14 protein-coding genes are annotated in these 17,486 nt (G+C 69.0%); 3 read left to right on the forward strand and 11 right to left on the reverse strand.

Annotated features, from left to right (window positions below; translation table 11 throughout):
• Nucleotides 1–63: 63 nt before the first annotated feature.
• The 4 genes from AC5LXK_RS22520 to AC5LXK_RS22535 all read right to left on the reverse strand — a co-directional run bounded on the left by AC5LXK_RS22520 (nucleotide 64) and on the right by AC5LXK_RS22535 (nucleotide 4,029).
• The gene (locus AC5LXK_RS22520) at nucleotides 64–399 is read right to left on the reverse strand and encodes a sugar ABC transporter ATPase (protein ID WP_493393690.1); all 336 of its coding nucleotides are present in this window, start codon (nucleotides 397–399) and stop codon (nucleotides 64–66) included.
• 256 nt (nucleotides 400–655) lie between these two features.
• Entirely contained in the window at nucleotides 656–985 is a 330-nt protein-coding gene (locus AC5LXK_RS22525) for a hypothetical protein (protein WP_493393691.1), read from the reverse strand.
• A 174-nt stretch (nucleotides 986–1,159) separates the two neighbouring features.
• Complete coding sequence (locus AC5LXK_RS22530; RefSeq protein WP_493393692.1) at nucleotides 1,160–2,719, reverse strand: DHA2 family efflux MFS transporter permease subunit; 1,560 nt, start codon at nucleotides 2,717–2,719, stop codon at nucleotides 1,160–1,162.
• A 407-nt stretch (nucleotides 2,720–3,126) separates the two neighbouring features.
• Nucleotides 3,127–4,029, reverse strand: coding sequence for a LysR family transcriptional regulator (locus AC5LXK_RS22535; RefSeq protein ID WP_493393693.1), 903 nt, complete (start codon nucleotides 4,027–4,029; stop codon nucleotides 3,127–3,129).
• 146 nt (nucleotides 4,030–4,175) lie between these two features.
• On the opposite strand from AC5LXK_RS22535, the gene AC5LXK_RS22540 reads away from it, so the two are divergent.
• Entirely contained in the window at nucleotides 4,176–6,206 is a 2,031-nt protein-coding gene (locus tag AC5LXK_RS22540) for an FUSC family protein (protein WP_493393694.1), read from the forward strand.
• Nucleotides 6,207–6,219: 13 nt separating this feature from the next.
• Here AC5LXK_RS22540 and AC5LXK_RS22545 read toward each other — a convergent pair whose 3' ends face one another.
• Together AC5LXK_RS22545 and AC5LXK_RS22550 are read right to left on the reverse strand one after the other, a co-directional pair.
• Complete coding sequence (locus AC5LXK_RS22545) at nucleotides 6,220–7,140, reverse strand: bestrophin family protein (RefSeq protein ID WP_493393695.1); 921 nt, start codon at nucleotides 7,138–7,140, stop codon at nucleotides 6,220–6,222.
• A gap of 12 nt (nucleotides 7,141–7,152) precedes the next feature.
• The gene (locus AC5LXK_RS22550) at nucleotides 7,153–9,477 is read right to left on the reverse strand and encodes an FdhF/YdeP family oxidoreductase (RefSeq protein WP_493393696.1); all 2,325 of its coding nucleotides are present in this window, start codon (nucleotides 9,475–9,477) and stop codon (nucleotides 7,153–7,155) included.
• Between the two features lie 155 nt (nucleotides 9,478–9,632).
• On the opposite strand from AC5LXK_RS22550, the gene AC5LXK_RS22555 reads away from it, so the two are divergent.
• Nucleotides 9,633–11,054, forward strand: coding sequence for an aminotransferase-like domain-containing protein (locus AC5LXK_RS22555; RefSeq protein WP_493393697.1), 1,422 nt, complete (start codon nucleotides 9,633–9,635; stop codon nucleotides 11,052–11,054).
• A gap of 54 nt (nucleotides 11,055–11,108) precedes the next feature.
• Here the strand turns inward: AC5LXK_RS22555 and AC5LXK_RS22560 are convergent, their stop codons facing one another.
• Nucleotides 11,109–12,350, reverse strand: coding sequence for a mechanosensitive ion channel family protein (locus tag AC5LXK_RS22560; protein ID WP_493393698.1), 1,242 nt, complete (start codon nucleotides 12,348–12,350; stop codon nucleotides 11,109–11,111).
• Nucleotides 12,351–12,844: 494 nt separating this feature from the next.
• On the opposite strand from AC5LXK_RS22560, the gene AC5LXK_RS22565 reads away from it, so the two are divergent.
• Entirely contained in the window at nucleotides 12,845–14,563 is a 1,719-nt protein-coding gene (locus AC5LXK_RS22565; RefSeq protein WP_493393699.1) for a SulP family inorganic anion transporter, read from the forward strand.
• 28 nt (nucleotides 14,564–14,591) lie between these two features.
• Here AC5LXK_RS22565 and AC5LXK_RS22570 read toward each other — a convergent pair whose 3' ends face one another.
• From AC5LXK_RS22570 to AC5LXK_RS22585, 4 genes are all read right to left on the reverse strand, one after another.
• The gene (locus AC5LXK_RS22570) at nucleotides 14,592–16,046 is read right to left on the reverse strand and encodes a DHA2 family efflux MFS transporter permease subunit (protein ID WP_493393700.1); all 1,455 of its coding nucleotides are present in this window, start codon (nucleotides 16,044–16,046) and stop codon (nucleotides 14,592–14,594) included.
• Complete coding sequence (locus tag AC5LXK_RS22575; protein ID WP_493393701.1) at nucleotides 16,043–16,606, reverse strand: isochorismatase family protein; 564 nt, start codon at nucleotides 16,604–16,606, stop codon at nucleotides 16,043–16,045. Before AC5LXK_RS22575 ends, AC5LXK_RS22570 begins: the two co-directional genes overlap by 4 nt.
• 68 nt (nucleotides 16,607–16,674) lie before the next feature.
• Nucleotides 16,675–17,118 (reverse strand): MarR family winged helix-turn-helix transcriptional regulator, encoded by a 444-nt coding sequence (locus AC5LXK_RS22580; RefSeq protein ID WP_493393702.1) that lies wholly within the window; start codon nucleotides 17,116–17,118, stop codon nucleotides 16,675–16,677.
• Nucleotides 17,119–17,202: 84 nt separating this feature from the next.
• Nucleotides 17,203–17,442, reverse strand: a complete 240-nt coding sequence (locus AC5LXK_RS22585; protein WP_493393703.1) for a DUF7661 family protein — start codon at nucleotides 17,440–17,442, stop codon at nucleotides 17,203–17,205.
• Nucleotides 17,443–17,486: the final 44 nt, after the last annotated feature.

Below are 17,486 nucleotides of genomic sequence, written 5' to 3' on the forward strand. Positions count from 1 at the left end.
ATTCGGCGTGCGCGCCGGCCGGCGCGCAGCGGGGGCCGGGCGGGCGCCCGGCGCCGGCGGGCGTCAGATCGCGCAGCGCGCGACCGCGAAGCGCATCGCTTCTTCGGCGGGCTCGCTGCCCGAGCCGCGCACGACCTTGATGACGGAGCCGTTGCCCGACGGCGTCAGCGTGACGAAGTACGAATTCGAGCCGACGGCGATGTCGGTCACGCCGTTGTGCTGCGATTGCTCGGTACCCGACAGGCGGCTGTCGAGGCAATCGGCGATCGCGTAGGCCGGACGTTGCGACGACACGTAGATCATCGGTGCGGCACCCGAGGAGGAGGCCGAATCGGACGAGGGCGCGGAGCCGCAGGCGGCGAGCAGGGCGGCGGGAAGGAGCAGCAGGAATCGTTTCATGGTCGGTCGTCGGGTGTCTCGTATCGAGGCTGGGGCGCGGGGTAGGCGAAACGCGAAGCTTCGCGACGAAACCGCCCGGAATCGGGCCGTTTTTTGACGGACGACGATGCGACAGGCGGCTGACGACGGAGTATACCCGCAGCATTTGAAGCCGTTGGCGCGTTGAAACGATTCGATACAACAAGCACCCGCTGCCGCGTCGCGGCAGCGGGCGTTTCAGGTGATGGCGATTGGGCGCTTGCCGGTGTTGTCGGTGTTATTGGCCGATCTTGTTGCTGACCGCATTTTCCTGCTGGTTCAGCACGTGCTGTTCGCTCTTCGTGATGTGGCTGCGATCCTGCCCGGCCATGTCCCGCTCTTCCTGGCGGATCTTGTGGTCGTCACGGTGCAGGCGCGCGGCCTGCGCGTGCGACATCTGGCCGTCCGCCACGTCGTGATGGATGCGGCGATTCTGGTTCGCGAGGCGCTGGTTGACCTCTTCGCGGCGCGGATGCGCCTGCTGCCACGGCGTGTCGGCGAACGCGGTGCCGGTCAGCACCGACATCAGGGTGGCGGCAATCGCGATTTGGCGGGTAAGGGCTCGCATGGTGTTTTCTCCTGTCGTTGCGCGTCCGGATCGTGGGCGCTTGACCAAAAAACGCGGCGAGGACACCGTCTGTTGACGTTTCGGCCTGTATCGATTGCAAGTCTTTATTACGTCTGCAGGTTGCGGCGCGGGCCCCGCCACGCGTGGCGCGGGGCCGGTCGAAACAGGTGGGGATCAGTGCGCGCCGGCCGCCGCCGCATCGGCATCGCCGCCGCCCGAGCGCGACGGTTTCGTGATCCAGATGAGCGGGATGATCGCGATGAAGATGATCGCCGACACGTAGAAGATGTCGTTCAGCCCCATCACGGCCGCCTGCGAATCGACCGAGGCGTTGAAGAACGCGAGTGCGGAATCGGGGCTCAGGTGCAGCAGCGAACGCGTCGTGTCGACCTGCTGCGCGAAGACCGGATTGGTGACGCTCGCCTGTTCGGTGAGCCGCACGTGATGCAGGATCGTGCGGTCGTTCCACGCGTTGCTGATCAGCGACGTGCCCACCGCGCCGCAGAACGTGCGGCCGAAATTCGACAGGCCGGCCGCGGCCGGGATCTTGTCCGGCGGCAGCCCGGACAGGATGATCGACGTCAGCGGCACGAAGAACATCGCCATCGGAATGCCCTGCAGCAGCGTCGGCAGCACGAGATCCCAGCGCGACACGTCGGTGTAGAACGTCGTGCGCATCATGAACACGACCGCGAAGCCGACGAACGCGAGCGTCGCGATGTAGCGCGGATCGGTACGCGACAGCAGGCGGCCCATGACCGGCGTGAGCAGGACCGCGAACAGCCCGAGCGGCGCGGTCGCGAGCCCCGAATCGACCGCGCGGTAGCCGAGGTAGCCCTGCATCCATTGCGGCAGGAGCACGAGCGTGCCGAAGAACATCCCGTACGCGACCGAGATCGCGATCGTGCCGCCCGCGAAATTGCGCTGCGTGAAGAGCCGCAGGTCGACGATCGGGTTGGCTTCGTGCAGCTCCCACACGAGGAAGAACGCGAAACCGATCAGCGCGACGATGCCGAGCGCGACGACGACGGGCGAGTTGAACCAGTCGAGATCCTTGCCCTTGTCGAGCATGATCTGCAGCGACGCGACCCACAGGACGAGCAGCAGCAGGCCGACGGTGTCGATCGGCAGGCGGCGCGTGGCCGATTCGCGGTCGCGGAACACGATCCACGTGACGGCCGCCGCGAAGAAGCCGACCGGGATGTTGATGTAGAAGATCCACGACCAGTTGTAGTCGTAGGTGATCCAGCCGCCGAGCGACGGCCCCGCGATCGGGCCGACGAGCGCCGTCATCGACCACAGCGCGAGCGCACTCGCCGATTTCTGCCGCGGCCACGCGCCGAGCAGCAGCGCCTGCGACAGCGGCGCCAGCGGCCCCGCGACCGCGCCCTGCAGGATCCGCGCGGCGAGCAGCGTCGGCAGGTTCGGCGCGATCCCGCACAGCCACGACGCGAACACGAACAGCAGGATCGACGTGACGAACAGGCGGACCTGGCCGAAGCGCTGCGTGAGCCAGCCCGTCAGCGGAATCGACACCGCGTTCGCGGCCGCGAAGATCGTGATCACCCACGTGCCCTCGTCGACCGATACGCCGAGGTCGCCCGAGATCGTCGGGATGGCGACGTTCGCGATCGACGAGTCGAGCACGTTCATGAACATGGCGAGCGATACCGCGATCGTGCCGATCGCGAGCTTGCCGCCCGACAGCGGGGCCTGGGGTGATGGAGATGGCATGGTGTTCCTGCGTGATGAAAGGTGGCCGGCTGCGCGCCGGCAGCCGCGCACGCGCGTGCGACGCCTGCGCGGGCGGGCCGCGAAGCGGACGGACACGCACCGCGCGCGGGCGGCCCGGCAAACGGGGGCCGTCCGCGCGCGAGGTGCGGTTCAATCGTTCAATCGGATCGGCGAAGCCGTGACGGGCTTCGTGGCGTGGGCAGGCCGGTCAAGAAGGCGCGACGCGCGTGACGCGTCGGCGGGCAGCGGGCACGTGGCTGCCGTAGCGTGTGTGGTGGTTTTTCATGGGCACAGGCTAACGATGCGGCGAACGGCGATCAACGCTCGCGCGGTCATTAATTCCTTTCGTGCGCCGCAATAATGCGGCCGATGGGCATCGATTGCCGGTCGTGCGACGGTGGTGACGGCTAAGGCGCAGTCCGCCACGCAGTGAAGACTTCCGTCAGGAATTCGACGAATGCGCGCACCTTGCTGTCGAGCGTCGCGCGCTTCGGGTAGAGCGCGTGCAGCTCGACGTCGTCGCTGCGATGCCAGTCGGGCAGCACGATTTCGAGTTCGTTGTTCTCGAGCCGCCGCGTGGTGAAGTGCGTGGAGATCAGCGCGATGCCGCCGCCGCTCGCGGCCTGGCGCAGCACCGTGACCGATTCGTTCGAGATCAGCACGGGCCGCACCGGGACTTCGGCCACGTCGCCGGCCGCGTTGGTGAGCCGCAGCGTCAGGCCGGGTGCGTCGCGGCCGACGAACAGGATGTCGTGATCGGCGAGATCCTGCGGCGTGTGCGGCCGGCCGGCGCGGTCGAGATAGCGCGGGCTGGCCGCCAGCTTCGCGTGCGACCAGCCGAGCGAGCGCGCGACATAGCCGGAATCGGTCAGCACGCCCGTGCGCAGCGCGACGTCGAAGCCGTGTTCGACGAGGTCGAGCGCGCTGTTGTCGTAGATCAGCACGAGCTGGACCAGCGGGTAGCGCCGGCGGAACTCGGCGAGTGCCGGCTCCAGTTCGAGCAGGCCGATCGCGTAGGGCACCAGCACGCGCAGCATGCCTTCGGGCTCGGTGCGCAGTGCGCGCGCCTGGCGGTCCGCGTCGAGCAGGATCTCCTCGGCGCGCAGGCAGCGTTCGTAATAGTCGCGCCCGGCTTCGGTGACGGACACGCGGCGCGTCGTGCGGTAGAGCAGTTGCACGCCGAGGTCGTCCTCGAGCTGCCTGACCTTGCGGCTCACGCGGCTGAGCGGCATGTCGAGTTGCGTGGCGGCGGCGGTGAAGCTGCCGCGTTCCACCACGCGCAAGAATATCCGGATGCTTTCGAGGTCCATACGGGGCGTTTCAGGGTTCGGCTTCCGCGCATCTTACCGTCGCGCGCCGAATGGCCGCGGGTCGCGCCGATTATCCTGCGCGGTGCAATAACGCATCCTGCCGCCGCCCCGTAGTGGCGGACGGCGCGCGACCGTATGCTCGCCGGATGAAATTCGCTTTCCCCAGCATGCCGCCGCTCGCGGCCGTCCGGGCCGCGCTGCGCGACGCGCGGCCGGCGTTGCCGCCCGGTGCGCTTGCATTTGCCTTGCGCAATACGGCCGCGTCGCTGCTCGCGCTCTATATCGCGTTCCGGATGAATCTCGACGATCCGAAATGGGCCGCGTCGACCGTGTGGATCGTCGCGCAGGGCAGCCGCGGGATGGGGCTGTCGAAGAGCCAGTACCGGATTCTCGGCACCGCGATCGGCGCGGCCGTCGCGCTCGTGCTGACCGGCGCGTTCGCGCAGACGCCCGAGCTGTTCCTGCCGGCGCTCGCCGCGTGGATCGGCCTCTGTGCGGGCGTCGCGACGTTCCAGCGGAATTTCCGCGCGTATGCGGCGGTGCTGGCCGGGTATACGGCCGCGATCATCGCGATGGATGCGGTGTCCGCGCCGCTGCACGCGTTCGACATCGCGGTTGCGCGGTTCCTGTACGTGGTGGTCGGCATCCTGTGCGGCGCGCTGTTCGAAACGGTGTTTGCGCCGGGCGCGCCGCTGAACGACGTCCGCACGCGGCTCGCGCGCTATCTCGACCGCGCGGTGGCGGTCGGCGCGGGGGCGCTGCGCCGCGAGCCGAACGGGGCGGCCGTGCACCGGCTGTTCGCGGACGCGCTCGAACTCGATACGGCGGCCGAATATGCGGCCGCCGGCGCCCCGCCGGTGCGCAACGCGATCGGCCATCTGCGCGCGGCGGCGCTGGGTGTGCTCACCGCGCAGGCCGCCGGGCAGGCGATCCGCGAACACGCGGCGCGCGCCGGCGATGCGCCGGATCCGCTGGTCGACGAGGTGGCGCGCGTGCTCGACGGCGTTGCCGCGTCGGGCGACGCGGGGCACGAGATGACGGCACTGCGTGCGCGAGTGGACGACGCACTGCGCACCGAGGCTGCCGCGCCGACCGGCCCGGATACGTCGCGCCTGCTGACGCTCGACCGGCTGGCGGCGCTGCTCGCCGGGTTCGACCGCGCGTTCGCGAGCCAGGCGCTGCTCGACCGTCCCGAGCCGCCGCCTTCGCGTGTGCGCTACGCGTTCCACCGCGATCCGGTGCTCGCGTGGCACAACGGCATCCGCGCGTTCATCGCGGTGCTGGCCGCGTCGGCGATCTGGATCGTCACCGCGTGGCCGTCCGGCGCCGGCTTCGTCGCGATCACGGCCGTGGTCGGCGCGCTGTTCTCGACGCGGCCGAATTCGGTGCGCGCGGCCGTCGGCTTCCTGAAAGGCACGGCATGCGCGGCGGTCGCAGGCGTCGTCTGCAACTTCATCCTGCTGCCCGCGGTGTCGGGCTTCGAGATGCTGGCCTACATCCTCGGCGTGTTCCTGATCGGCACCGGCATCGCGATGCGCCATCCGCGCACGGCCGCGATGGGCAGCGCATTCGCGATCTTCTTCTGGAATTTCACGTCGCCGGACAATACGGCGCGCATCGGCGATGCCGCGTTCCTGAACAGCGCGCTCGCGACGCTGCTTGGTATTGCGTTCGGGGCGCTGATCTTCGCGCTGGTGTTTCCCGGCGATCCCGCCACCAGCCGGCAGCGCCTGCATCGCGCGGTGCGCCGCGATCTGGCCGGCATCGCGCGCGACCCGCGGGCGTGGCCCGCGAGCGCGTGGCTGAGCCGCACGGCCGACCGTCTCGCGCGCGAGCTCGGCTTCGCGGGCAGCCTGCCGCAGGCCGAGATCGAACGCGACATGCGCGGCCTGCTCGCGATCTGGGGAATCGGCGACAGCCTGCTGTCGCTCGCCGAACTGGCCACGCGCGAACCGGCCGCGCGGCGCGCGGTGACGGTGGTGCGCCGGCGTGTGGCGCTGGCGGATTTCGTACGGCTTGAACAGACCTGCGACGCAGCGGCCCGCCTGTTGCGGCGTCGCGCGGCCGGGCGCGACGGCGAGGGGGCGCACGCGTTGCTGAGCGGCGTCGTGCTGCTGCGACGGATCGCGGACGCCGCCGCCGCGCACGGCGACTTCCTGCGCGATCGCCGCGATTGAGCGGAGCGGCCGCTCAGGTGAGGCGGTACGCGCGGCCGGGCGTTACTTCGGCGGGCAGCGGCTCGCGGTTCAGTTCGAGCAGCGTGCGCTCGATCTGGCGGGTCATCGCATCGAGTGCGAGATGGTTCGGCCCGTCGCCGAACGGCTCGGCGATTGCATGCGCGATCGCATCGAGCGCGATCAGCGTATAGGCGACGAACACGGTGACGAACGGCGTCGCCGCACCGATCGAGTCGACGAGGCCGAACGGCAGCAGCACGCAGTACGCATAGATGGTCCGGTGCAGCAGCACGTCGTATGAAAACGGGATCGGCGTGGACGCGATCCGTTCGCAGCCGCTCACCATCGAGACGAGATCCTCGAGGCGCGCGTCGAGCATCCACAGGCGCGTATCGGCGAGGCGGCCGGCGTCGGCGCGTGCGGCGAACGCTTCGCGCAGTTCGTGCACGATGACGACCGGGCGGAACTGCGACGCGGCGACGCGCGCGTAGGCGTCGCCGTCGAGCAGCCCGCGCAGGTCGGCGGCCGGATCGGTGCCGCGCAGTTGATGCTTGAGCGCATAGACGAACGCGACGACCTTCCGCACGAACGCACGCCGCGATGCGTCGTCGCGGTCGATCGCGCCGTAGCAGAGCGCCTGCGACACCAGCGTGCGCGTGGCGGTCAGTACGCCGCCCCACAGCTGCCGGCCCTCGCGGTAGCGTTCGTAGCTCGCGTTGTTGCGGAACCCCGCGAAGATCGCGAGCGTGAGCCCGATCAGCGTGAACGGCGTCGGGTTCAGCGGCACCTTCTCGCCGAGCACGCGGCCGCCACCCCACACGGCGACGAGGCTGATCGCGAGCGTCAGCACGAGCTGCGGCAGGATGGTCGGCAGCACCGAGCCGTTCCAGACGAGCAGCATCCGCAGCCAGTGCTCGCGCGGCCGAACGATCATCGTCGTGCTCCGTCAGGCGGCGATCGAGGCCGGCGCGGCCGCGCGATGCAGCAGCACCGGCACCGACTTCGACGTCGGCGTGTTGCACACGTCGCCGACGCTGTCGAGCGGCACGAGCGGGTTGGTTTCCGGGTAGTACGCGCCGATGCAGCCGCGCGGGATGTCGTACTCGACGAGCAGGAAGCCGTCCGCGCGCCGCTCGATGCCGTCGTGCCACACGGTTTCCATGTCGACCCATTCGCCGGCCTTCAGGCCGAGCATCGCGAGATCGTCGCGGTTGGCGAACACCACGCGGCGCTGGCCGAACACGCCGCGATAGCGGTCGTCGAGGCCGTACACGGTCGTGTTGTACTGGTCGTGCGAGCGCGTCGTCATCAGCGTCATCAGCCGCTCGCGGTGCAGCGCGCGGGCGCGCTGGATCGGCGTGTCGGTCGGCAGCGCATGCGCGATGAAGTTCGCCTTGCCCGTCGGCGTGAGCCATTCGCGGTCGCGCGACGCGACGCGCAGGTGGAAGCCACCCGGCCGTGCGATGCGCGTGTTGTAGTCGTAGAAGCCGTCGAGGGTCGCCTCGATCGCGTCGCGGATCTTCGCGTAATCGTCCTTGTACGCGAGCCAGTCGATCTTGCCGCTGCCGAACAGCGCATGGGCCATGTGCGCGACGATCGCGGGCTCCGACATCAGGTTCGGCGACGCCGGCTTGTTCATCCCGTACGACACGTGGACCATGCTCATCGAATCCTCGACCGTCACGCCTTGCGCGACGTTGTCCTGCAGGTCGATCTCGGTACGGCCGAGCGTCGGCAGGATCAGCGCGTCGTGGCCGTGGATCAGGTGGCTGCGGTTCAGCTTCGTCGTGATGTGCACGGAAAGGTCGCAGCGGCGCATGCCTTCCCACGTGCGCGGCGTGTCGGGCGTGGCCATCGCGAAGTTGCCGCCGAGGCCGATCAGCACCTTCACGTGGCCTTCGAGCATCCCTTCGATCGTCTCGACGACGTCGTAGCCGTGATGGCGCGGCGGTTCGAAATCGAACACGTGGCCGAGCCGGTCGAGGAACGCCTGCGACGGCTTTTCCTCGATGCCGACCGTGCGGTTGCCCTGCACGTTCGAGTGACCGCGCACCGGGCACAGGCCGGCGCCGGGGCGGCCGATATTGCCGCGCATCAGCATCAGGTTGGTCAGCATCTGCACGGTCGCGACCGAATGCTTGTGCTGCGTGATGCCCATGCCCCACGTCGCGATCACGCGCTCGCTGCGCGCATAGAGCTGCGCGAGGCTGTCGATCTGCTCGTATGGCACGCCGCTTTCGGCCGTCAGCGCGGACCAGCTTTCGGCGCGCAGGTCGTCGGCAAAGGCGTCGAAACCGGCCGTGTGCTCGCTGATGAACGCGGTGTCGAGCACGCGCGGCGCACCGGCGGCGCGCGCGGCGTCGTCGAGTTCGAGCACGCGCTTCGCCATTCCCTTGATCAGCGCGAAATCGCCGCCGATCGTCGGCTGGATGAACGTCGATGCGATCTTCGTGCCCGACATCGTCAGCATCTCGATCGGGCTTTGCGGATCGGCGAAGCGTTCGAGGCCGCGTTCCTTCAGCGGGTTGATCGACACGATCGTCGCGCCGCGCTTCGCGCATTCGCGCAGCTCGCCCATCATCCGCGGGTGGTTGGTCGCGGGGTTCTGGCCGAAGATCAGCAGCGTGTCCGCATGCTCGAAATCGTCGAGCGTGACGGTGCCCTTGCCGACGCCGACCGACGCCGGCAGCCCGCGGCTCGTCGCCTCGTGGCACATGTTCGAGCAGTCGGGGAAGTTGTTCGTGCCGTACAGCCGCACGAGCAGCTGGTACAGGAACGCCGCTTCGTTGCTCGCGCGGCCGGACGTGTAGAACGCGGCCTGGTTCGGGTCGGGCAGGGCGCGCAGGTGGCGCGCGATCAGCTCGAACGCGTCGTCCCATGCGATCGGCACGTAGCGGTCGGTCTGCGCGTCGTACACCATCGGGTCGGTGAGCCGGCCGTGCTGTTCGAGTTCGAAGTCGGTCTGTTCGAGCAGCTCGGTGACGGTGTGCGCGGCGAAGAAGTCGGGTGTCACGCGCTTGCTCGTCGCTTCGGCGGCCACGGCCTTCACGCCGTTCTCGCAGAATTCGAACGTCGACGCGTGCTGGCGGTCGGGCCACGCGCAGCCCGGGCAGTCGAAGCCGTCCGGCTGGTTCTGGCGCAGCAGCGTGCGGTAGTTGCCGCCGGCGACCTTTTCCTTGATCAGGTTGATCGTGACGGCTTTCAGCGCGCCCCAGCCGGCGGCCGGGTGGGTGTACGGTTCGATGCGCGCGGTGGCGGATTTCTTTTTCATGATGCAGCGGGTGTCGGGGTCGATGGCTGCAGAGTACGCGTGGCTCCCGTCCGGCTGTGTGTACACCTGTTCACTTCAAAAAAGAGTACAGTTGCGGCGATTCATGCAGTGTGGATCGCAACTGTGTTGTTGAAGGGAAGTTGAAAGGGAGGCGCGTGAAGCGTTACGAACAACTGGCGGACGATCTCCAGGCGCAGATCGAGCGCGGCGTGTACCGGCCCGGCGAGCGGATTCCGTCGGTGCGGCAGGCGAGCCGGCAGCAACAGCTCAGCGTGACGACCGTGCTGCGCGCATATCTCGTGCTGGAAAGCCGCGGGCTGATCGAGAGCCGGCCGCAGTCGGGCTATTTCGTGCGGGCGCGCGCATCGGCGCCGGCCGAGGCCGAGCTGCACATGTCGGCGCCGGCGGCCGAGCCGTCGGCGGTGGACGTGAGCCGGCTGGTGCTGTCGACGCTGCGCTCGATCGCGCGCGACGACGCGGTGCCGCTCGGCTCGCCGTATCCGGATGCATCGCAGTTCCCGGTGCAGCGCCTCGCGCGCTATGCGCAGGCGATCGGCCGCCGCCGCACGCGCTGGGGCGTGATCGACGACCTGCCGCCCGGCAACCAGGAACTGATCCGTCAGATCGCGCGGCGCTACGCCGAGCGCGGGATCGCGGTCGAGCCGGGCGAGATCGTGATGACGATCGGCGCGACCGAGGCGATCAACCTGTGCCTGCAGGCCGTCGCGAAGCCGGGCGACACGATCGCGGTCGAGTCGCCGACGTTCTACGCAATGCTGCACGCGATCGAACGGATGGGCATGCGCGCGCTGGAAGTCGCGACGCACCCGGGCGACGGCATCGACCTCGATGCGCTCGAACGCGTCCTTGCGCGCGAGCGCATCGCCGCGTGCATGGTGATGCCGAATTTCCAGAATCCGCTCGGCTTCCAGATGCCCGATGCGCGCAAGCGCGCGCTCGTCGAGCTGCTCGCGAAGCACGGCGTGCCGGCGATCGAGAGCGACGTCTACCACGAGCTGCACTTCGGCGACACGACACCGAGCGCGCTGAAATCGTACGACCGCGACGGGCTCGTGCTGCATTGCGCGTCGTTCACGAAGAGCCTGTCGCCGCGCTACCGGATCGGCTGGGCGATGCCCGGCCGCTACCGCGACCAGGTCGAGAAACTGAAATTCCTGAACACGCTCGCGACGCCCGCGATCGAGCAGCTCGCGATCGCCGAGTACCTGAAATACGACGGCTACGATTTCCACCTGAGGCGCATGCGCAAGCAGTACGCGCAGCAGGCGAGCCTGATGAGCGCGATGGTGCGGCGTTTCTTCCCGGAAGGCACGCGGCTGTCGCAGCCGCAGGGCGGGTACGTGCTGTGGGTCGAGCTGCCGCCGCAGGTCGATGCGATGAAGCTGTACACGCTCGCGCTCGCGCAGCGGATCACGGTCGGGCCGGGCCACATGTTCTCCGCCGGCACCGATTACCGGCATTTCATCCGGCTCAACTACAGCTATCCGTGGTCGCGGCAGATCGAGGAAGCATTGAAGGTGCTCGGGCGGCTCGCGTCGGAGTGCGCGGCGCGGTGAGCGTTGCCGCGCAGGAAAGGGGCGGCGGCCGGTAACCGGCCGCCGTGACGTGCGTCAGCCCGCGTGCGGCGCCTGCCGCCCGGCCTGCGCGGCGACGGCCATCTGCCGCATGTCGAAGCCCGACGGGTGCTGGTACACGCGCAGCCCGAATTCAGGCAGCACCGCGATCAGGTGGTCGAACAGGTCGGCCTGGATGGTCTCGTAGTCGACCCACGTCGTCGTGTCGGTGAAGCAGTACAGTTCGAGCGGAATGCCCTCGGCGGTGAGCGGCAGCTGCCGCGCCATGCAGGTCATGTCGCGGCGGATGCGCGGATGGCCCTTCAGGTAGTTCGCGACATACGCGCGGAACGTGCCGAGGTTGGTCAGCTGGCGGCGGTTCGCCGGGCAGTCGCCGGCCGCGCCGAGCGTGCCGTTCCATTGCTCGATCGCGTCGACCTTGTCCTCGAGATAGTCCTTCAGCAGCGTCAGGCGCTCGAGCCGTTCGATCTCGTCATTCGACAGAAAGCGCACGCTCGTCGCGTCGACGAACAGCGCGCGCTTGATGCGGCGGCCGCCGGCTTCGGTCATCCCGCGCCAGTTCTGGTAGCTCTCGGTGATCAGTTTCCACGTGGGCACCGTGATGATCGTGTGATCGAAGTTCGCGACCTTGACGGTGTTCAGCGTGATGTCGATGACGGTGCCGTCCGCACCGGCCGACGGCATCGTGATCCAGTCGCCGATCCGCAGCATGTCGTTCGACGACAGCTGCACGCCAGCGACGAGGCCGAGCAGCGTGTCCTTGAAGATCAGCATCAGCACCGCGGACATCGCGCCGATGCCGGACAGCAGCAGGCCGATCTGCTTGCCGGTCGCATCGCCGATCACGACCAGCGCGGCCGTGATGAACATCACGAGCTTGACGAGCTGCATCGCGCCTTTCAGCGACAGGCGCGGCTGGTCGCTCTGATGGGTGCGGTGCGCGTGTTCGAGGGCGGACAGCGTCGCGCTGATGGTCATCGTGACGAGGAACACGATCAGCGCGAACAGCACCTTGTCGGCCGCCTGCGCGGCCGTATCGGGGATGCCGGGCACCGCGCCGAGCCCGAGCTTGATCACGACGAACGGGACGATGCGGTTCAGCCATTTGAATGCGCCGAATTCGAACAGCGCGTCGTCGACGCGCGTGGCGGACAGCCGCGCGAGCCGCGCGACCACGCGGAACAGCAGGAAATGGACGACGGCGGTGATCGCGCCGGCGGCGGCGAGCAGGACGAGGATGCCGACGAGCGGCGTCAACCAGGATTCGTTCAGGGTCATAGGGGCAGACAGGGGCCTTCTTGTGCGTTGAATCGGCGCCGCGACGCGGCGCGCGCCCGGTGAAGGGCACATGAAAGGGACCGTGATTGTGCCATCGGGTTCCTGGGGCATGCCGAGAATCCGGCATCGATCGGCTCCCGAACAAGCTCACCATTGCGCAGGTGTCCTCTGCATTGAAGTGAAGCCGGGCGGTGAATTCGCCTCACCGCAGGCCGGTGTGCAAGGCCGTTTCCGGAGGCTTCGCACGCGCGCCTGCGATTCGCCCGAAGCCGTTGCGGCGGGCCTTCGCGCTTCGATGCGCCCGATCGGCGATCCGTGCAATCATGCGGGCGTCGCATGCATTGCCGGTACGTCGCTCGCGCTGGCGCGCGGCCTGTCCGGCAACGGTGAGCGACACGCGACGCATTCGCGCACTTGCCATGCGAGGCCCGCCCGGGGCACGATGCGCGAACGGCTTCGCGATCCTCGTCACTTCGACCTCACGCATTTCACGCATGCAAGATTCCAACGAAAGCCGCTCGTCAGGCGTGCGGCTGCTGAAAGGCATCCTCCCGATCCGCCGCGCGGGCGCCATCCGCGATGTCTTCGCGGGCATTTCGCTCGCATCGATGGACATCCCGCAGGTGCTCGGCTACGCGCGCATCGCCGGGATGCCGGCCGTCACGGGCCTGTACACGGTGTTCCTGCCGCTCATTGCGTTCGCGTGCTTCGGCGCGTCGCGCCATCTCGTCGTGGCCGCCGATTCCGCGACCGCGACGATCTTCGCGAGCCGGCTGTCGTCGATGGCGCCGGCCGGCAGCGCGGAGTATGCGGCGCTGGCCGGCATGGTCGCGCTGCTGACCGCCGCGATGCTGCTGCTCGCGCGCATCTTCAAGCTCGGCTTTCTCGCCGATTTCCTGTCGCGCACGGTGCTGGTCGGTTTCCTCGCCGGCGTCGGCGTGCAGGTGTCGATCGCGATGCTCGGCGACATGCTCGGCCTGTCGGTGCCGTACCCGGCGTCGCGCAGCCTCGCGCAACTCGACTACGTCGTCACGCATCTCGTCCACATGAACCGGCCGACGCTCGCGCTCGCGGCGCTCGTCGTCGTCGCGATCCTCGCGTGCAAGCGGTTCGCGCCGCGCGTGCCGATGCCGATGATCGCGGTCGCGGGCAGCATCGCCGCAAGCTATGCGTGGGGTTTTGCCGCGCACGGCATCGCGGTGCTCGGGCCGGTCGCGGGCGGGCTGCCGCCGCTGCGCTGGCCGTCCGTCACGTGGCAGCAGTTCCTCGATCTCGTGCCGGTCGCCGCATCGTGCTTCGTGATGATCATCGCGCAGAGCGCGGCCGCCGCGCGCGTGTTCGCGCAGCAGTACGACGAGGATGTCGACACCAATGCCGACATTCTCGGTCTCGCGGCCGCAAACGCCGCGGCAGCGGTCGGCGGCGCGTTCGTCGTGAACGGCAGCCCGACGCAGACGGCGATGGCCGACGGCGCGGGCGTGCGCAGCCAGATCGGGCATCTCGCGTTTGCCGCCGTCGTGGCCGTCGTGCTGCTGTTCTTCAGCACGTACCTGCAGTATCTGCCGCACGCGGTGCTGGCCGGCATCGTGTTCACGATCGCGCTCGGGCTGATCAACGTGCGCAGCCTTGCGGCGATCCGCAAGGAAAGCCCGGGCGAATTCACGCTGGCGTTGATCACGGCCGCGGCCGTCGTGACGGTCGGTGTCGAGCAGGGCATCCTGCTGGCCGTCGCGCTGTCGCTGATGCGGCACGTGCGCCACAGCTACCAGCCGCATACGATGGTGCTCGAGCCCGTCGCCGGCAACGGGCGCTGGCAGCCGGTGCCCGCGCGACGCGGCGCGATGACGGCGCCGGGGCTGATCGTCTACCGGTTCGGCTCCGACCTGTTCTTCGCGAACGATCACCTGTTTGCGGCGGAAGTGACCGAGCTGGTCGAGGCGGCGCCCGTGCCGCCGCGCTGGTTCGTCGTCGACGCGGGGGCGATCACCGATGTCGATTATTCGGCCGCACGGACGCTGACCGATCTCGTCAGGACGCTGCACGCGCGCGGGATCGGCGTGCTGTTCGGGCGCGTGAACCGCTACCTGCGCGCGGACATGGATCGCCACGGGATCACCGAGGTGGTCGGCGCGTCATGCATCTTCGCGACGCTGCATCAGGCGCTGGAAGCGGCAGGCACCACGCCTGCGCCGCAGGAGCCGGGCACGGTGTAGCGGGCGAGTGCCGGCAACGGCCTCTGCGTCAGTGCGATCCCGTGCGCGCAACGCCGGCCGGACGTCCGCCGGCGCCGGTCGACCACAACGGCAGCCGCAGCGTCGTCACGAAGCTCGCCGCATGCAGTGCGCACAGCAGGCCGAACGCCCACGCATACGCGGCGGCCTGCGTGCCGCCGGGCGCGACCGATTCGGCCTGCAGCCGCCACGCGAGGAACAGCGTGCACATCGTCGTGAACGTGGGGCCGCCGAGGCGCTGCACGATATTGAGCGACGTGGTCGCCATCGGCAGGTTGCGCCGCTCGACCGACGCATACGCGGCGGCGATCGACGGGGCGCCGATCGCGCTCTGGCCCATGCCGCGCAAAAACAATGCCGGCACGAGCACAACCGGGTCGTAGCCGGTTAGCGCGAGGAACACGAACGGCAGCGTCGCGAACAGCGCGAGCAACGCGCCGGCAGCGGCCAGCCGGCGCACGCCGAAGCGGCTCGTCAGCGCGCCCATCGACGGATAGGTGACGAGCATGCCGAGCCCGAGCGGCGCGAGCAGCCAGCCCATCTCGCCGGGCGAACGCCCGCAGGCCTGGATCAGGAACACGGGGATCAGCATCTGGCCCGCGTACATCGCGCCGTTCGACAGAAACTGCGTGCCGGCCGCCGCACCGAACACGCGCGAGCGGAACAGCGCGAGATCGATCAACGCATGCTCGCCACGGCGCCGCTCGAAGCGCAGGAATGCGACGAACAGCAGCGCCGAACAGGCGACCGCGGCGATGCCGAACGCCGAGCCGATCCGCTCGGCGCCGGACAGGAACAGCACGAGGCCGGGCGACAGCAACGCGAGGCCGATCCAGTCGAGTTCGCGCCGCTGCGCGTCGTCGCGGTCGCCGGGCAGGAAGCGCGCGGCCAGCGCGAGCGCGAGCACGCCGACGGGCAGGTTCACGAGAAACAACCAGCGCCACGACGCGTGCTGCAGGATCGCGCCGGCCACGACCGGGCCGAGGATCGGCGCGAGCAGCACGGGCACCGCCGCGTAGCCGATCACGCGCGCCATCTGCTGGCCGGCGACGCGCGCGATCATCATCTGCGCCATCGGTGCGAGGAGCCCGCCGCTGACGCCTTGCAGCACGCGGAACGCGATCAGCGACGGCGCGGACCACGCGAGCCCGCACAGCGCCGACGTGAGCGTGAACGCCGAGAAACACCACAGGTACAGCGCCTTCGCGCCGATGCGGTCGACGAGCCAGCCGCTCAGCGGCAGCACCAGTGTCAGCGCGAGCAGGTAGCCGCTCGTCACCCACTGGATCGTCGACAGGCCGGCATGCAGGTCGGTTGCGAGGCTCGACAGCGACACGTTGACGATCGTCGCGTCGAGCTGCGATAGCAGCGAGCCGAGTGTCGCGACCGTGCTGACCTTCCAGATCGACGGATCGAGCCTGCCGGCCGTCAGGCCCGGCACCGACTGCGGACGCTTGTCGCTCACGCGCCGCGCTGGTCGAGCAACGCGACGATGTCCTGCGTCGTGCCCGTCTCGCCGAGGCGCGGGAACAGGCGCTCGATGCTGTTCACGTGTGCGTCGGCGTTGAGATCGGTCATCGCGTCGACGGCGAGCGTCACGTTGTAGCCGAGTTCGTGCGCCTGCCGCGCGGTCGATTCGACGCCGATGCTCGTCGCGATGCCGGTCAGCACGATCTGCGTGACGCCGGCCGCCTTCAGGTGCGCGTCGAGGTCGGTGCCGGTGAACGCGCCCCAGGTCTTCTTCGTCACGACGTGGTCGCTCGGCTGGCGGCCCAGTTCGGACACGAGTTCGGCCCAGTCGGCCGGGAGTTGCGCCGTGCGCGGCGGTTGTTCGGTGCGGCCCGGTGCCCCGCCAGCGACGTTGACCAGCACGACCGGCAGCCCGCGGCTGCGGAATGCGTCGAGCAGCGTGCGGGTGTGTGCGATCACCGGTGCGACCGGGTGGGAGGTGGGCAGGGCGACGATGCCTTTCTGCAGGTCGATGACGACGAGTGCCGTGTTCGTGTCGAGACGGGTTGCGCTCATGATGGGACTCCGTGGAAAAGGGCGGGGAAAGCCGGGCGCGCGGATGCCGCGTGGCGCGCCGGCGGGATTCATTGGTCGCCGATGCGGCGGATCAGCGGGATCGCGGCGGCAAGCGTGTCGATGTCTTCCGGATCGAGCTTCTCGATCGCCGCGCCGAGCCACTTGTGTTTCGCGGCATTGCGCTTGCGGCGTGCGTCGAGGCCGGCCGCGGTCAGCTTGAACAGGATCTGGCGGCCGTCGGTCGGATGCGGCTCGCGCTCGACGAGCGCGTCTTCCTCGAGGCTCGCGAGAATCGTCTTCATCGACTGCGGTTTCATGGCTTCGGCGCGCGCGAGATCGGCGGTCGTCATCGGCCCGTGCCGTTCGAGCCGCGCGAGCGCGCTGGTCTGGGACATGCCGAGCCCCTCGGTTTCGATCTCGGAGCGCAGCCGCCGGATGAGCTGGCCGACGGCGAGGGTCAGGTCGGCGGCGATGATGTCGGTGGAGACACCGGGTTTGCGTGGCGGGTTCATGCGGCGAATCTTAGAACACGACAGTCAAACTTGCAAGTTTGACTGTCTAATGTTCGCCGGTTGGCAGGGCGGCCCGGTGCGCGATTACGTGGAGCGGGGCGGAGGCGCGACCGGGACGACTTCGCTGTATCTCGGCGTCGCGCTCTCGTGCAGCAGGTCGCCGAGGTATTGCGCGAGTTCGGCCGCGTCGAGCGTGGACGGGATCTGCAGGTTGGCCGGGCGCCGCTTGCCTTCGACGCCGAGATCGAACACGGCCCAGCGGTTGTTCGTGCGCACGACGGCGAGCAGCCGTCCGAATGCGTTGAACCGGTATTCGTCCTGCATGGCATCGCTCCCGTCGGGTGAACGCGCCGGCCGCCCGTGTGCGC

This window comes from Burkholderia pulmonis (assembly GCF_984667975.1).

What these genes read in the sequence shown, in the direction of transcription:
- AC5LXK_RS22520 (WP_493393690.1), bottom strand. Translation starts at nt 399, where the DNA reads ATGAAACGATTCCTGCTGCTCCTTCCCGCCGCCCTGCTCGCCGCCTGC.
- AC5LXK_RS22525 (WP_493393691.1), bottom strand. Translation starts at nt 985, where the DNA reads ATGCGAGCCCTTACCCGCCAAATCGCGATTGCCGCCACCCTGATGTCG.
- AC5LXK_RS22530 (WP_493393692.1), bottom strand. Translation starts at nt 2,719, where the DNA reads ATGCCATCTCCATCACCCCAGGCCCCGCTGTCGGGCGGCAAGCTCGCG.
- AC5LXK_RS22535 (WP_493393693.1), bottom strand. Translation starts at nt 4,029, where the DNA reads ATGGACCTCGAAAGCATCCGGATATTCTTGCGCGTGGTGGAACGCGGC.
- AC5LXK_RS22540 (WP_493393694.1), top strand. Translation starts at nt 4,176, where the DNA reads ATGAAATTCGCTTTCCCCAGCATGCCGCCGCTCGCGGCCGTCCGGGCC.
- AC5LXK_RS22545 (WP_493393695.1), bottom strand. Translation starts at nt 7,140, where the DNA reads ATGATCGTTCGGCCGCGCGAGCACTGGCTGCGGATGCTGCTCGTCTGG.
- AC5LXK_RS22550 (WP_493393696.1), bottom strand. Translation starts at nt 9,477, where the DNA reads ATGAAAAAGAAATCCGCCACCGCGCGCATCGAACCGTACACCCACCCG.
- AC5LXK_RS22560 (WP_493393698.1), bottom strand. Translation starts at nt 12,350, where the DNA reads ATGACCCTGAACGAATCCTGGTTGACGCCGCTCGTCGGCATCCTCGTC.
- AC5LXK_RS22565 (WP_493393699.1), top strand. Translation starts at nt 12,845, where the DNA reads ATGCAAGATTCCAACGAAAGCCGCTCGTCAGGCGTGCGGCTGCTGAAA.
- AC5LXK_RS22575 (WP_493393701.1), bottom strand. Translation starts at nt 16,606, where the DNA reads ATGAGCGCAACCCGTCTCGACACGAACACGGCACTCGTCGTCATCGAC.
- AC5LXK_RS22580 (WP_493393702.1), bottom strand. Translation starts at nt 17,118, where the DNA reads ATGAACCCGCCACGCAAACCCGGTGTCTCCACCGACATCATCGCCGCC.
- AC5LXK_RS22585 (WP_493393703.1), bottom strand. Translation starts at nt 17,442, where the DNA reads ATGCAGGACGAATACCGGTTCAACGCATTCGGACGGCTGCTCGCCGTC.